This window comes from Bremerella volcania (genome assembly GCF_007748115.1).
Classification (GTDB): Bacteria; Planctomycetota; Planctomycetia; order Pirellulales; family Pirellulaceae; genus Bremerella; species Bremerella volcania.
This window is the reverse complement of record NZ_CP036289.1, coordinates 4,293,546-4,309,126: the sequence shown is the minus strand read 5'-3', so window position 1 is coordinate 4,309,126 and position 15,581 is coordinate 4,293,546. Positions and strand designations below refer to the sequence as shown.

General features: G+C 56.2%; 12 protein-coding genes. 9 read left to right on the top strand and 3 right to left on the bottom strand.

Annotated elements, in window-relative coordinates; all coding sequences use genetic code 11:
• The first annotated feature begins 6 nt into the window (after positions 1-6).
• On the top strand, positions 7-1,086 hold the full coding sequence (locus Pan97_RS16980) for a Gfo/Idh/MocA family oxidoreductase (RefSeq protein ID WP_144974574.1): 1,080 nt from the start codon (positions 7-9) through the stop codon (positions 1,084-1,086).
• A 76-nt stretch (positions 1,087-1,162) separates the two neighbouring features.
• On the opposite strand, the gene Pan97_RS16975 is transcribed toward Pan97_RS16980, so the two are convergent.
• A complete protein-coding gene (locus tag Pan97_RS16975; RefSeq protein WP_144974572.1) occupies positions 1,163-2,734 on the bottom strand; it encodes an ABC transporter permease in 1,572 nt (523 codons plus the stop codon).
• Positions 2,735-2,794: 60 nt separating this feature from the next.
• A complete protein-coding gene (locus Pan97_RS16970; RefSeq protein WP_196782131.1) occupies positions 2,795-3,076 on the bottom strand; it encodes an acylphosphatase in 282 nt (93 codons plus the stop codon).
• Between the two features lie 260 nt (positions 3,077-3,336).
• Between Pan97_RS16970 and Pan97_RS16965 the strand changes: the two genes are divergently transcribed.
• Positions 3,337-4,488: a hypothetical protein gene (locus tag Pan97_RS16965; protein WP_144974571.1), complete on the top strand. Its 1,152-nt coding sequence runs from the start codon at positions 3,337-3,339 to the stop codon at positions 4,486-4,488.
• Here Pan97_RS16965 and Pan97_RS16960 read toward each other — a convergent pair.
• Entirely contained in the window at positions 4,439-4,903 is a 465-nt protein-coding gene (locus Pan97_RS16960) for an NUDIX hydrolase (protein ID WP_144974569.1), read from the bottom strand. The two genes, Pan97_RS16965 and Pan97_RS16960, sit on opposite strands and share 50 nt — an antisense overlap.
• A 181-nt stretch (positions 4,904-5,084) precedes the next feature.
• Here Pan97_RS16960 and ftsH point away from each other — a divergent pair, with 181 nt between their 5' ends.
• The 7 genes from ftsH (at position 5,085) to Pan97_RS16925 (ending at position 15,567) form a co-directional block, all read left to right on the top strand.
• Positions 5,085-7,148, top strand: coding sequence for an ATP-dependent zinc metalloprotease FtsH (ftsH, locus tag Pan97_RS16955; protein ID WP_144974567.1), 2,064 nt, complete (start codon positions 5,085-5,087; stop codon positions 7,146-7,148).
• Between the two features lie 41 nt (positions 7,149-7,189).
• Complete coding sequence (rsgA, locus tag Pan97_RS16950; protein WP_144974566.1) at positions 7,190-8,332, top strand: ribosome small subunit-dependent GTPase A; 1,143 nt, start codon at positions 7,190-7,192, stop codon at positions 8,330-8,332.
• Between the two features lie 240 nt (positions 8,333-8,572).
• The gene (locus tag Pan97_RS16945; protein ID WP_144974564.1) at positions 8,573-11,290 is read left to right on the top strand and encodes a serine/threonine-protein kinase; all 2,718 of its coding nucleotides are present in this window, start codon (positions 8,573-8,575) and stop codon (positions 11,288-11,290) included.
• Positions 11,291-11,386: 96 nt separating this feature from the next.
• On the top strand, positions 11,387-12,973 hold the full coding sequence (locus Pan97_RS16940) for an ABC transporter substrate-binding protein (RefSeq protein ID WP_196782130.1): 1,587 nt from the start codon (positions 11,387-11,389) through the stop codon (positions 12,971-12,973).
• Between the two features lie 11 nt (positions 12,974-12,984).
• Positions 12,985-13,980: an ABC transporter permease gene (locus tag Pan97_RS16935; protein ID WP_241676431.1), complete on the top strand. Its 996-nt coding sequence runs from the start codon at positions 12,985-12,987 to the stop codon at positions 13,978-13,980.
• The gene (locus tag Pan97_RS16930; RefSeq protein WP_196782128.1) at positions 13,977-14,837 is read left to right on the top strand and encodes an ABC transporter permease; all 861 of its coding nucleotides are present in this window, start codon (positions 13,977-13,979) and stop codon (positions 14,835-14,837) included. The genes Pan97_RS16935 and Pan97_RS16930 overlap by 4 nt, the downstream gene beginning before the upstream one ends.
• Before the next feature lie 298 nt (positions 14,838-15,135).
• A complete protein-coding gene (locus Pan97_RS16925) occupies positions 15,136-15,567 on the top strand; it encodes a hypothetical protein (RefSeq protein WP_144974562.1) in 432 nt (143 codons plus the stop codon).
• The last annotated feature ends 14 nt before the right edge of the window (positions 15,568-15,581 follow it).

Below are 15,581 nucleotides of genomic sequence, written 5' to 3'. Positions count from 1 at the left end.
TTGGCAATGCGTCAGGTACGACTCGCGGTCATTGGGACCGGCCACCTGGGAAAGATTCACGCCAAGTTGGCCAAGGGCATCTCGGCATTCAAGCTGGTAGGAGTTGTCGATCCGGCCAAGCAGGCCCGAGATGCTTTCTGCAAAGAGCACAAGATCAAGGGCTATGACGACGTCAGCGAAATCGCCTCCAAGATCGACGCCGCCGTCATCGCCACTCCGACGCTCTATCACAAAGACGTCGCCGCGCCGCTGCTAAAAGCCGGAAAGCATGTCTTGATCGAGAAACCGATCACGCTGACCACTGAAGACGCGGACGAGCTGATCGAGCTTGCCGAGCATCACCGCAGCGTGCTACAGGTTGGTCACGTCGAACGCTTCAATCCCGCGTTTCGCGAGGCCTCGAAGAAGGTCCAGTCGCCACGTTTCATCCGCGGCGAACGTACCAGCGGCTATACGTTCCGCTCCGTGGACGTCGGCGTCACGCTCGACCTGATGATTCACGATATCGACCTGGTTTTGTCGCTGGTTCGCAACCCGGTCGTCGACGTTCAAGCGACGGGACTAACTGTCTTTGGTCCGCACGAAGACGTTGTGGAAACACGCCTGACGTTTGCCAACGGTTGCGTGGCGAACCTGACCGCTTCCCGGGCCAGCTTTAATCCGTCGCGGCATATGGAAGTCTTCAGCGACGCTGGCTTCGTCGGAGTCGACTTTACGACCCGCAGGGTGAAGTCGATCGTCGCGGACGAGATCGTCAAGCAAGGTGCCGCTCAGGTACACGGCCTTTCGCCGGAAGGAAAGAACTGGGTACGCGACAACCTGTTCTCGACCGTTTTGCCTTGCCAAGAGATCGAAGTCACCCCTGGTAATGCGATCGAGGCCGAACTGCGTGAGTTTGCCGATTGTATCCAACGTGGCTTGACGCCGACCGTTACCGGTCAGGCTGCCCGCGAGGCCCTGTCGGTTGCTTTGAAGGTGAGTGACGCGGTCCAGAATCATCGCTGGGATGGTGGCAAGTTCAACCTGGTTGGCCCCACCATGCGGACTGAACCGAAACGTGTTGTGGCTGCGAAGAAGGCCGCCTAACGACTTGTCTTAGAACAAAAGAAAAAGCCACCGCAAATTCGCGGTGGCTTTTTTTGTTGGTCGTTTTCAGGTGGCGTTATGCCAGATCGCGATCTTCAAACAAGATCAGGGCCAACAGCATGGTCAGTGCCGCGTAAAGCACTGTGTACATGGCGGCACCGGCGATGTACATCATGGGGATCTCACGACCGGCCGAGATAGCGCCGTAGATCTCGAAGTTTTTAAGCACCGGTAGTATCGTGGCGATGAAACTCGCGACGAACTGCACCGGTTCGAATCCTTCGACGGACGCCTCCATGATCGAGGGGGTTAAGTGGCCCAGGGCCCAAATGCCGAAGGTGAGCATGAAGTTGGCAACCATCGGCAACCGCGTCGAGATAGCAACCGAAACGCCAGCCAGAACCAGCGTCTCCATGTACACCAGCAGGATACCGGGAGCGACCGACATGGCTTCGTGATGCAGCAGCTGCCAGGTAACGCCCTTTTCCCCTTCGTACTCGATGACCGCCCCTTCGCGTTTGTCGAAGATCGGCTTCTGCGCGACCGCGACGACGAAGACAGAACTGATCATGATGAACAGGACGCTTACCAGCCACGCAATCCCGGCGAACTTGCCGAGCACGAACTGGCGGCGGCTAACAGGCTTGGAAAGCAGCGTGAGGGCCGTTCGTCCTTCGATTTCTTCGGAAACACTGCGGCTGGCAGCCCAGATGGCGACGACGATGCCCAGCACCATCATGGCCTGCAGGCAGGTGTGCTTGAGCACCTTGATGTCTTCGCCGAAGGTTTGATAGGGAATGTAGATCGAGGCCACCATGAACAAGCAGCCGACGACCGCACAAATCAAAAACAGGAGTTGGTAGATTTCGCTGCGGACGGTCGCCTCGGCAATGGCCGACATCTTCGGCAACAGGCAAACCATGGCGAAGTAAGTACCGTAAATCAGGAAGACGAGCGTGCCGATGAAGAAGATCGACTCCGCTTCGATGTGCTCTGGCTCGGTCACGATCGTGATTTCCATTTGAATATCAGAGTTCGTGATGTTTCGAGCGTAGAGATCGATCGTTTCCCCAGAGGGAATCTTGCGGAGCAGGGTACCGCGGTCACCGCGTCGCCACTCGAACCGTTCACCACCACTGACGTCGAAGGCGACGACGTCTTCGTCGGTATCTTGCAGGCGGGCGACGAGTTCGATCTTGCCGGTGCTGTCGACGGTCATGCGTCGCAGTTGATCGGTCAGCACGGTGATTTGAAGCGATTCCGCCGGAACATTGCCGAATTTGTCGACTTCACCTGATGCTACCGGAATAACGATTTCCGTCGAGGACTCTCCGGTCGTGGGGATTTGTTTCAGCGAGTTGAGGATCTCCATCGAGTTGGGGACCATGGGCAGCAGGGCCAAGGCTAGGATGACCCAAATACCCATCACCACCGAGATCGGCATCAAGACGGGGCCTTGCAGCGCTTGCGTGCAGCGGCCACCCAGCTTGGGCGAAATGGCCAGCAGCAGAGCCCACAGCAGGGCGACGGCTAAAAGGCCGAGAACCACGCCAACAGCGAACAGCCAGACGGCCGTTGCCAGATGTTGGCGATTGAGTTCTGCGATGTAAAAGAAAAAACCAAACAGGGAAGAGTTGATCGGGATCATATGGGAATAGCAAGTTGTCAGGCACGAAGCAGACGCAATCGCTACTTCGCGAGGGTTGAATTAGTACTGGATCTCGAAGGTCTCAAATTCGTTGGTCGGTTCCGTCCATTGGCACTCCACGTCGCTGATGTATTCAAACATCCGGTCACGAATGGAGGCCAGGAAGTCGCTACATGCCGTCTTGGTTCCCTCGGCGACGATTTCCACATTGCCGCTGGGAAGGTTCTTCACCCAACCAGCCACGGGAAAAGACTTCGCAATTTGAGTGGCGGACTGTCGGAATCCGACACCTTGCACTTGTCCGGAAATGACCACATGCATGCGGGTTGACTCTTCCGTCATGTCACCACCCTCTTAAGAACCGTGCGATAGCAGTAGCAAGCCATCATCTTAGTTCACTCAAGGGAAATCAGCTAGGTGCTGAAACCCTATACGTGGCAAGATGTTGGATGGATCGCGCTATTAAGTTTTCTTCATCGCTATTGTGCGGGATTCATCGATTAGTGGGACATGAAATCCCGGAAAACTAGTCCTGAAGGGTGGTGAGGTATTGAATTCTGCGATTGACGCTGGGGTCAACTCCTTGGTAGCGTCTCGCCACTATGAAAAACACCATCCTTACACTCGCCCTCGTTTTCTCTTTGGTGACGGCTCTTTGGGGGCAGTCTCCGATCACGGCACCCTATGAAGGCGTTCTCGTCCTGACCAATGGCAACGCCATGCGGGGACGGATAACGCTAGAAGGGGAGTACTATTCGCTGGCGATCAACGAAGACTCCGTCATTCGAATGCCGGTGGAGCGAGTCGCATTTGCTTCCCGGACGCTCGAAGAAGCCTATTTGCGGCAAAAGGCACGTGTCGGAACGACCACACTCAGCCACCACGTCGAACTGGCCAACTGGTGCCTGGGACTGGAATTGTGGGAAGAAGCCGCTTACCACCATGCGATCGCTCTGCGTTCTGGGCCAGACCATCCCGACGTGATTCGGTTGGACCGCTTGTACCAGGTAAAAGTCCACGAACGAAACAACGGCGGTAAGGTCGAGACGGTTCAATATTCCTTGCCGGTGACTCACCCTCCAGCGATCCCGGAAGAATTGCCGAGCGACCAACCTGATCCGTCTCTTTCACCGCAAATTGTGCGGTATTACACCACCACAGTTCAGCCGATCATGCTCAACAGTTGTGCCGCGAGCCGTTGTCACGCGGAAAACTCGGAGAATTCCTTTCGCCTGGTCGAATTCGAGAATGTTCGTTCGATCCCGCAGCGGATGACGGTGCGGAACATGAATGCCGCCCTCGATTTCATCGAATATGATCAGCCTCAAAAGAGTCCACTGCTCGTGAAGAGCGCAACGCGCCACGGCGATGGCAACGCTCCGAATCTCTCGCCCCAACAGCTTGGTGCGATCCAGGCATGGGTGTTTGCCGCTGCTCAGGGTGTCAAGCCGCAACGAAACCGAGTTGAATCTTCGATTGTCCCGGCATCGTTCGATGCGCCTGCCAATGTGCCCAAGGCTTTGGCCGACCCTGGCCCGGCGATGTCGAAGCCTCTTCCGACGACGCCTGCCAATTCAATTTTCGGCGGCAATGCGAACGCCTCGATGGGAGGCGGCCGCGAGCGTCCCTATCGATCGATTCCACAGAAGGGGGTTTCACGAAAAGAGAAGCCTGAGGTTCGTGACGAATTCGACCCCGAGCTTTTCAACCGCAAGTTTCATCCCAATCGGGAGGAACCGCTATTCCCGGAATAGCGAACGTCGATCGTCCCCAGGCCACCAAGAAGTCTCGATTGCTGGAAAGTAAATCGGGATCCCGCAAAAGGATCTGCGGGGCGAACCAATGGGTTTCGGCGACTTCGCCTGGATGAAGCACGAACTGGGCGTTCTCTTCGACGTGGGCATGCCACCAGGCGACCGAGGTTCCCCAATCGGTCACTGTCTCGTAAAGCCGGGTTCCGGCAATCGCGGCCACGCCAAGTTCTTCCCGAATTTCCCGCACGAGAGCATCTTGTTCGGACTCGCCGCGCTCGATGCCACCCCCTGGAAAGCAGACCTTGCCAGGAGCAACCACCTGTTGGCTGCGACGAATCGTAAGAAACGTATTATGGCGGAGAATCACCCCCACGACCGCACGCTTTCGAATCGGGATATTGCTCTTTCGAGACATGATAGTCGGGTAGCCCCTTTTTACTTAAGTTGTTTATTCGCAATAATTATTGACGGTTCTGCATGGGTAGGGCGATTATTCAATCAGCCCACGCCATCGGAAGCTATTAACTGCTACAATGTAGCGGCGTATGTAAAACGTTAAAGAACCGTGAACTTGTCCGACTGCAAAGGATAATTGCATGGCGGAAAATCCGCGTAACGAAGATCAGCCCAATGAACGCCCCAGTGGAGGAGGCGGCATGCGGCCTAATTTTACCGTCGTTGCACTGGGCATCCTGCTCGCTGCCGTCGTCTTGATGCTGATCTCGACCGCAGACTCCCCTTATACCACGCTGAAAACTTCCGAGTTTGAAGAGCAACTCAAAGAGGGCAACGTCGAAAAAGTCGTCCTGGGAGACATGGAAGCCAGCGGCGAACTGAAGGTTCCCTTGATCGCCAAGGAAACCAAGGACGGCAAGGAAGTCGATAAACTCGATTCCGACGGCAATCCGATCAATCGACCCAAGAAATTCCGTACGCGGATTGCTGCTCAAGATTCGCCTGCCTTCCAAGCACTCACCACGATGCTTGTCGAACAAAAGAAGAAGCAGCCGGACCTGAGCTGGGATTACGATAACTCCTCCCGGGCAATGCAGTCGATCATTTGGATCGTCATCATGCTGCTGCCGCTAGTGTTTCTGTTCATCATCTGGAACAGCTTCCGTCGCAGTCGCGATCAAATCATGGGGGGGGGATTCCTTTCCGGTTTCAGCAAGAGCCCCGCCAAACGCTACGAAGCAACCCGCAAGGCGGTGACGTTCAAGGATGTTGCCGGTCTGGAAGGGGTGAAGAGTGATCTTTTGGAGATCGTCGACTTCCTTCGCACGCCGGAGAAGTTTGAACGGCTCGGCGGGCAGATCCCTAAGGGGGTGCTGCTGGTGGGCCCTCCAGGTACGGGTAAGACCTTGTTGGCAAGGGCCATTGCCGGCGAAGCTGGCGTGCCGTTCTACGCGATCAACGGCTCGGAATTCATTCAGATGTTTGTCGGCGTGGGGGCCAGCCGCGTTCGCGACCTGTTCAAGACGGCCAAGGACAACAGCCCTTCGATCATCTTCATCGACGAAATCGATGCAGTCGGTCGTCAGCGTGGTGCGGGGCTCGGTGGTGGTCACGATGAACGGGAACAGACGCTCAACCAGATCCTCAGCGAGATGGACGGGTTCGTGCAAGGCGAGACGGTTATCGTCATCGCCGCGACCAACCGCCCTGACGTGCTCGATCCCGCACTGCTTCGCCCGGGACGTTTCGATCGCCATATTACCGTCGATCGACCAACGCTCAAGGGACGCGTTGAGATTTTCAAAGTCCACGTCCGTGACGTGCCTCTGGCAGAAGACGTGAATATCGATCGCCTGGCCGCCGGCGCCGTCGGTTTGACTGGTGCCGACATTCGCAACCTGATCAACGAAGCCGCCCTGTGGGCGACGCGTCAGGACCGCGACGCGGTGACGATGGAAGATTTTGAGTACGCCCGCGACAAGATCTTGATGGGGGCTCGTCGCGAAGAGGCCTTGGTGGCTCGCGAAAAGGAAAAGACTGCCTATCACGAAGCGGGACACGCGCTGCTTTCGTGGCTGCTGCCTGGGGTCGATCGCCTGCACAAGGTGACGGTGATTCCCCGTGGACGAGCACTCGGCGTGACGCAGACGCTGCCGGAAGAAGACCGGATGAACATCAGCGAAAGCGAACTGTACGATCAGTTGGCCTTCATCCTGGGAGGCCGGGCCGCTGAAAAAATCGCATACAACGAACTGAGCGCCGGGGCCGAAAACGACCTGGAACGCGCCACCAAGATGGCACGCCGCATGGTAACCCAGTGGGGTATGAGCGAACGTCTGGGGCCGGTCAACTATAAGATCACCGACGAAGATCCGTTCCTGGGACGCGAAATCCACGAGAATCGCCATTTCAGCGAACACACGATGCAGATCATCGACGACGAGGTCGCTCGTATCTTGCATGAAGCGCACGACAAGGCGATTGATGTCCTGACTAGCAACAAAGACAAACTGATCAAGCTGACCAATTCGCTTTGCGAACATGAAGAGCTTTCCGATCATGAAGTCGAGCAGTTGATCGGTCCTTCAGTCCATCGCTCGAAGGCGAGTAAACTGAATTCCGAAATGGAAATCGCATCGAATGGGCACGCTTCACCTGCCCCCGAGATCAACACGGATGACGTGAAGGCAGAAGAGTCCAACTAAGTTTCCTCTCGCGCAAACCAAGAGAGAGGACAAGAGCTTTCATGGCGAAAAAAGGCAAGGGCCAGCAAAAACGTCGCGTGGAATTTCGGAAAAACCGTACCCAAAAAGTACGGCAGGGGGACATCACCAAGCGATTCAACCGAGACGAATTCGACGTCGACAAGTCGGTCCAGCACGAACGGATTTCCGGTAAAGGGGAGCTTACCCGCAAGCGAACCATCGTCAGCCAGGAAGGCGAGGATGGCGACAGCGGCGAAAATCTCTCGATCCATGTCGACAAAGAGACCTGCCTGGCCGGGCGGGTGCTGCGCGTGCAAGGCTTGATCAGCGAGGTAGAAGCGCCTGATAAGTCGGTGTACCAGTGCGCGACGCGTCGCCTCCTGAAGACGATGTCCACCGACTCTCGGCACGTGGTGGCTGCGGGTGATCATGTCTGGTTTCGTCCCAGTGGCGACACCGAAGGGATCATCGAAAGCGTCGAACCACGCTACGGGGTGCTAAGTCGGACCAGCCGCAGCCGACAGCATATCATCGTGGCCAATGTCGACCAGTTGATTATCGTCGGCAGCGCGGCCGAGCCCGGGCTGAAGCCGAACTTGATCGATCGCTACCTGATCACGGCCGAGTACTCAGGAATTCGCCCGATCATCTGCATTAATAAGGTTGACCTGCTAGATCCGGCGCAATTGCAAACGATCGTGGGTGTGTACGGTAGCCTCGGATACGAGGTCCACCTGGTTTCGGCGAAAGAAGGGATCGGCATCGACCGCTTGCGGAAAGCACTGCATGGTAAAGACACGGTGTTGTCGGGGCAGAGCGGGGTTGGTAAGTCTTCGCTGCTAAACGCCATCGAGCCGGGGCTGAATCTTCGCGTGAATGCCGTGAGCCGCGAAAATGATAAGGGAAAGCACACCACGACCACGGCCACGCTGATTCCGCTGGCGACTGCAGGGCACGTGATCGATACGCCAGGGATTCGCCAATTTCAGCTGTGGGACATCATCCCCGAAGAAGTGGCCGGGCTATTCCGTGATATTCGACCATTTATTAACCATTGCCGATTTCCGAACTGTACTCACACGCACGAGACCGATTGCGCCGTGAAGGACGCCGTCGCCGATGGAATTCTCGATACTCGTCGATATGAGAGTTATTGCCAGATATTCGCAGGCGATTCGGCCTAGGTCGTTGTAGCGGATTGCCTCGAACTGGGGGTGGGTGCTGTTAGGGCGATTAAGCCGATAATTTGGCTCAGTTTGCCGTGATCACCGTATCAACTGGGCGATCTGGTAAACTATTAATGGAGAGAATTCTCCGCTTGGATACAATAGTTGAAGGAAAGTGCACGGCTACTTATCACCCCGGCCGTGAGCGCTGAAGTCCACTTCTCGCCAGCGCTAACGAGTTTTCAGGCAACGAGATAGATGCCCAATTCCCCGAGAGATTCCGACGACTCGCAAGCTCGCGGCAGCGGTCCATTCGCGCCGTCGACAGGGGACGTATCGGATCCTCGCGGCAGCGATTCGGCCACGGCCGATCATTTGCCGGACGGACGAAACTTTCTCGAAGAACCCCCCACTGTCATTTCCAACAAAAAGGGGCAGGTGGGCGATTCGACCAGTCGCAGCTACTCGGTGGCGGAACTCACCTTGGGCAAGGAACTGGTTGGTCAGACGTTGGGGCACTTCCAACTCGATGCGTTTGTTGGGGCTGGTGGTATGGGAGCCGTCTTCCGCGGTCACGATACCCAACTCGATCGACGCGTGGCGGTGAAAGTTCTTTCCGGTGAACATAACACCCGAGAAGATACCGTCCGCCGCTTCCGAAACGAAGCCCAGAGCGCAGCCCGCTTGGATCATCCGAACATCGCCCGAGTGTACTACGTGGGCGAAGATAAAGGGTGGAATTACATCGTTTTCGAGTTCATCGACGGAACGAACATTCGCGATGAGGTCGAACGGAACGGGCCGCTCGAAATCGAACTGGCCGTCAGCTACCTCGTTCAAGTCGCCGAGGCCCTCGACCACGCGGCGACGCGCGACGTCGTGCACCGAGACATCAAACCGTCGAACATTCTGGTCGACTCGCAGCACCGAGCTAAGCTGGTCGACATGGGCCTGGCGCGCCTGCACCAGGTGAACTCGCAGGACAGCGACCTGACTGCTTCGGGGATGACGCTCGGCACGTTCGACTACATTTCGCCAGAACAAGCCCGCGACCCGCGAAGTGCCGACGTCCGCAGCGATTTGTATTCGCTGGGGTGTACGTTCTTCTTCATGCTTACCGGGCGACCTCCTTTCCCGGAAGGGACGGTGTTGCAGAAACTGCTGAGTCACAGCGGCGAAGAACCGCCAGATCCTCGCGAGTTTCGTCCTGACGTGCCGGATGAGGTCGTTCATATTCTGAGCCGTTTGATGGCGAAGAACCCGAACGATCGTTATCAGAAGCCTGGGGAATTGATTGCCGCGGCCCTACTGTTGATCGACGAATTGAATCTGGCCGCACCGCACGTAACCTCGGCTGTTTATGTTCCGACCACCGAGCAGCGGAGCACGGTGATCGAACGACACCTGCCGTGGGTGATGCCGGCGATCATGCTTTTGGTCGTGGTTTTCGTTTTGGAGGCCATCTGGACGGCCCAAGATGACAGTTTCATCTCCGGCGCGCAGCCCAATCCACCTAGTGCCACGGAAATGCAGCCTATTGTGCCCCCCGACAAGTCGGCGGCGCCGGACTCGGACGCCAAGCCCGGTGAAGGGGCAAGTTCTAATACGGTAACACCCATCGAAGATATCAAGCCGATCCCGGTCGACTCTTCGAAGGACGCCGGCAATGCTTCCGACGAGGGTAGCAAGTCGCCGATATCGGTGCCTGAACTGGCAACGAAAGATACTACCGGTACGACTGCCGAAGTCACTCCGACGTCTGATGCCGGCCCGTCTTCGGTGTTGGCGGCGGCCAAGAATGTGGTTGCCGTTCCGACGGACGCGGCGACGTTGTACGAAGCCATCGCCAAAGCTCAGGCCGATCCTGGTTTGGACACGATCGAGCTGCGATATTCGGGCGAACTAGGAGTCGAACGGCCTCTGATCTTGGACAACGCCAGTCTCACGATTCGTGCGGCGGCGGGCTACTCACCGGTAATTGTTTTCCGCCCACAAGAGTTTGAACCCCTCGATCGCATGATTTTGGTCAGCGCGAATAAACTTTCGCTACAACAAGTCCACGTGAAAATCGCTTTGCCTCCGGTTTCCATGCGAACGTGGTCTTTGTTTCGACTAGAGAACGCAGAACTGGAACTGGATGGATGCGAGGTAACCATCCAGCGCGACGACGAAATGATGATTCCGGATGCCCTCCGTCGGGCAACGGCGGTAGTTTCCGCGCTTTCGACGTCGAGTGAGTCCACCGCTTCCTCTTCGCTCAGCATGGCCCGCTACAGCATTGTGCGAGTCAAGAATTCGATGGTTCGCGGGGAAGCGAGTTTGATCCGAACCAACGGCCAGCAGCCGCTGCGAGTTAGCTGCGAGAACAGCCTGTTGGCGATGTCTGGCAATCTGCTGAGTTCCAACTCCACGACCACCAAGAAGGAAGTCAGCGGAATCGTTCAATTTAAACTGGCCAACTGTACCATCGACACCGGCGGCAGTGTTTTTCAGCGTGAAGGCACCTGGACGATTCCTCTTAAGGTTCCGATGAATGACTGTATTGTGACGTGGGGCAAAACGAAACCGTTCCTGCTTCAGCGAAGTTCGACGCAGACGATTGACGAACTCACGAAGTCACTCGATTTCGAGTGCGAAGATAACGTTTACTCGATGGGGACTTCCTCGCGCGAGATGATGCTTCTCGAGTCGACCGCCGAGACGAGCAGCAAGACGACCGTGGACTATACCCGCTGGAAAACCATGTGGGACGATCTTTTTTCCGAACCAAGCGAGTCGGTGTGGGCGAGCCCCTTGCCGACAGCCACTTCTTATTCAAAACGATTGCCGATGGACTATCTGCTGCTGGATGATTTCAGCGAAAACCCGGCAGTTCGACCGGACGAACGGAACGCAGGGGTCGATTTCTCAGAGCTGCCTTTGGGTAAATCGCCCCTCGCTGGAGCGAGTAGCAGCGGATCGACGAACACAAATTGATCGTCCGTTGTTCTCCGTTCAGGTTGCCGTGCGGCATGCTCGAATTGTAGAATCGGGCTTTCGCAATCATCCGAAGCCGACAACGTGAATGGCCGCATGGAATTTTCGAGAGCTTTTCAATCAAGCTGTATTCTTTTCTGTTTTGGTTTTTTGACCGCTTGCGGCGGCGGTTCGCCGATGGTTACCGATACGCTCATCTACGGGCGGGGTGGCGATGCGAATGCCCTGGACCCGATTCACACCGATATTGGCGAATCGGTCAAAGTGATCGTGAATATCTTTGAGCCGCTGGTCGCCTACGACGACGAGACGCTCGACCTGGTTCCTGGTGTTGCGGAATCTTGGGAAACGAGCGACGACGGGAAAGAGTGGACGTTCAAATTGCGACCCAACGTCAAGTTCCATGATGGAACCCCACTCAACGCGGAAGCGGTCGTGTTCACGTTCGAGAGGATCCTGGATCCCGATCATCCCCACGTGCACAACAACATCATCCCTTACTACTCGAGCTACACGCAGATCGAGAAAGTAGAAGCGGTCGATGACCTGACGGTAAAGTTCACGCTGAAGCAGCCTCAAGCGACCTTCCTGGCCAACATCGCGATGTTTCCGTCAGGAATCGTCAGTCCCACGGCCGTGAAGAAGCATGGGGCCGATTTCACGCGTCACCCGGTAGGTTCCGGCCCGTTTCAATTCGTGCATTGGAAACCGAAGCAGGAAATCGTGTTGTCACGCTTCGACGACTATTGGGGAGAGCCGGCCGGCGTCGAGCGTGTCGTCTTTCTGCCGAGCGAAGAGAGTTCGATTCGCGTGACGCAGCTCAAGCGAGCCGAAATTCATATTGCCGACAATCTTCCCCCATCGGAAGTCGACGGGTTAGAGAAGACGCCTGGGGTCGTCGTGCAGTCGACGCCAGGCATCAATATTGGCTATCTCACCATGCAAACGCAGAAGCCGCCGCTGGATAAGCCTGAGGTTCGCCAGGCCATTTGCTATGCCATCGACCGCGATCGTTTGATCGAGGTCGCCTATGCCGGGCATGCCCAGAAGGCGAAGACGATGGTGCCGCCGACACTGTGGGGACATAGCGACGATGTCCCAGGACGCGAGGTCGATCAGGAGAAAGCAAAACAGCTTTTAGAAGAAGCATCCAAGAAGTATGGGTTTTCGTTGCCGCTGAAACTTGAACTGTTCGTCATGGACCAGCCGCGACCTTACATGCAGCAGCCTCGGCAGACGGCAATCTTCATTAAAGACGCGCTTGAGAAGGTCGGGTTTCAGATTGAAATCATCACCAACGATATCGGTCAGCATTTTCAGCGAATGACGCGAGGCGAACATCAACTGGGCCTCAGCGGTTGGAGCGCCGATATTGCCGATCCGCATAACTTTCTGCATACGCTGCTGCACTCGGATAACATCAACGAGATTGGTGGAAACAATCTGAGCCAGTATAAGAACGAAGAGGTCGATAAGCTCTTGGACGCGGCTCAGTTTGAACTCGATCAGGAAAAGCGGACCCAGCTTTACAAGCAGGCCCAGCAGTTGATCTTCGAGGACGCCCCGGTGTTGCCGCTGGTTCATGTGCCGGTGCGAATTGCCCAACGCGATTTTGTGAAAGGATACAAGCTGCATCCTTCGTCCCAGGTTCGCTTGAAAGCTGCTCGAATGGCGGAGCAGTAATTGTGTTGGCGATGCTTGTACGGCGATTGGGTCAGGCCGTCGTCACGATGTTGATCGCGGTCTTGGCTATTTTTGTCGCCGTCCGCGCACTTCCGGCCAACCCGGTTATTGCCCAGTTCGGTCAGCATGCCGTGCCGGAGAAGATCGAAAAGGAAATGGAAGAACGCGGCTGGAATAAGCCGTTGTGGCAGCAAGCGATCGCCTTTGCTGGGCAAATGGCTCAAGGCAACCTGGGTGAGTCATTCGCTCGGCCTGGTGAGAAGATCAGTACCCGCCTAAGCCAGGCCGTGCCGGCCACGCTGGAACTGACATTCGCTGCCATGTTGATTGCGATCCCACTTGGAGTTGTCGTGGGGACGATCGCCGCACTATGGCGAAACTCTTGGCCCGATTGGATCTCGATGGCGATTGCCCTCTTGGGGGTGAGTATTCCGGTCTTCTTTCTGGCGATTTGTTTGATCGCCGCCTTCCCAGCGATGCCAACGGGCAGTCGGCTACCGCCAGGCACGATTCACGACTTGCACACTGAGTTTTACTTCTTTGAATCGCTGCTGACCGGCAAGTTTCAACTGGCCGCATTGAGTGCCCGGCATCTGGTATTGCCGTCGATTGCCCTATCGACGATTCCCTTGGCCGTCGTTTCCCGCGTCACGCGCAACAGCATGCTGGAAGTGTTTGATGCCGACTATTTGCGAACGGCACGGGCCAAAGGGGCCAGTCTGCTTCGGGTGATTGTTCGGCACGCGTTTCCCAATGCGTCTCTTTCAGTGCTCAACATCGTAGGCTTTCAATTGGGAATGCTTCTTTCCGGGGCGATCCTGACGGAAACAGTATTCAATTGGCCAGGCCTGGGCAGGTACGTCGTCGATGCCATTCGCGACTACGACTACTCCGTCGTGCAGGCTTGTGCATTGGTTCTGGCAGGCATCTTTGTCACGTTGAATCTCACGCTGGACGTGCTGTTTCTCGTCTTCGATCCTCGTTTGCGTGAGGCCAGTCGAAGTTGAGTGCTGCTACCTACGAACTCGCGACTACCGCGCCATCGATTCGCAGGCGGCTCTTTCAAGTGCCAGGCTTGTGGATAGGGGGTGGCTTGATCTTTACGTTTGTATTCTGCGCGATTTTTGCTGGGCTGATCGCACCTTATGGTCCCGATGAACGCGATGGGAAGAACCAACCCCCCAGCGGTGCGCATTGGCTGGGGACCGATACCAATGAAAAAGATGTGCTCACGCGGGTGCTCTACGGCTCGCGGCTTTCGCTGATCGCGAGCGTCACTTCGATCAGCTGTGCGGTGGTCGTGGGAGTGGGCCTGGGAATGCTGGCCGGTTATCGCGGGGGCCGAACCGATATGCTGGTGATGCGGCTGATCGATATTTGGCTTTCGTTTCCCAGTTTGCTGATTGCTTTTCTGGTGATCGCGGCGATGCGGCCTGGCTGGACGGCCGTTATCTTGGCGGTGGCACTGATCAATGTGCCGGTCTTCGCCAGGCAGATCCGCGCCGAGATGCTATCGCTTAAGCATGCGGCCTATGTCGAAGCCGCGATCGCGGCAGGAGCATCACCACTCTACCTGGTGGCGTTTGTTTTTCTGCCGGCCGTCAGCGGAACGATCTGGGTGCTGGCGACGCTGGGCCTGGGCCACGCAATTCTGGAAGTGGCTGGCCTTTCGTTTCTCGGCATTGCAGGCGATCCTTCGAATGCAGAGTGGGGGTCGATGCTCGTCGAGGCGAAGGGGGAACTCCACGTGACCGTTTGGCCGGCGATTGCCCCTGGGATTGCCATTTCGCTGACGATCCTGGGGTTCAATCTATTCGGCGATGGTTTGCGAGAACTGTTGAGTCGACGGTCGAGAAGCTTTTAAAGCATCCCGCCGCTAGCAAGAAGTCTGGTTTTCTCGAAAAAAATCGAACGAATTGCCAATCGAGGCCGTAAGTATCGATGTGAATTTGAGAAGAATGCGACAAGAAATTCACAGAATAGTCCGGTTTCGCCTATTCATGATCTCGCTTGCTTGACACGTTAATCTCGGCGAGCTTAACTAGAAGGGTAGGTTGAGATCTACGTAAACTACCATCTTCCCGCCGTCGATTATCCCACCTGCGACGGTATGCATTCCAATGGACTGGGCGGCGGGTGTACTTTGCTTGGAGAGACGATTAATGAAGAAACTCGCGTTGTGTTTGGTGGCTGTTGTTGCTGCCTCCTCTTACTATGCTACCCCAGCTTATGCGGTTAAGGCTTTTGCTGACGCATTCGTTGAGAAGTACAACATTGCTGAGCCTTCCACCGACGCCGAAAAGGAACTGGCTGCTGCCGTCAAGGAAGCCAAGTGCAACCTTTGCCATGGCGGTAAGAGCAAGAAGATCCGAAACGAATATGGCGTCGCTCTCGGTGAATTGCTGGACAAGGATGATTACGGTGCCAAGCGTCGTAAGGACGAACCAGAAAAGGTCCAAGAAGAGATATTCGCCGCTTTGGACAAGGTCGCCAAGGAAAAGTCCAAGTCGGGCGAAACCTTCGGCGAAAAGATCGCCGCCGGCAAGCTGCCAGCTGCTGAAGGCACCGACGTTGAAATCGAAGACGAAAAGTAAATTTCAACTCCAAG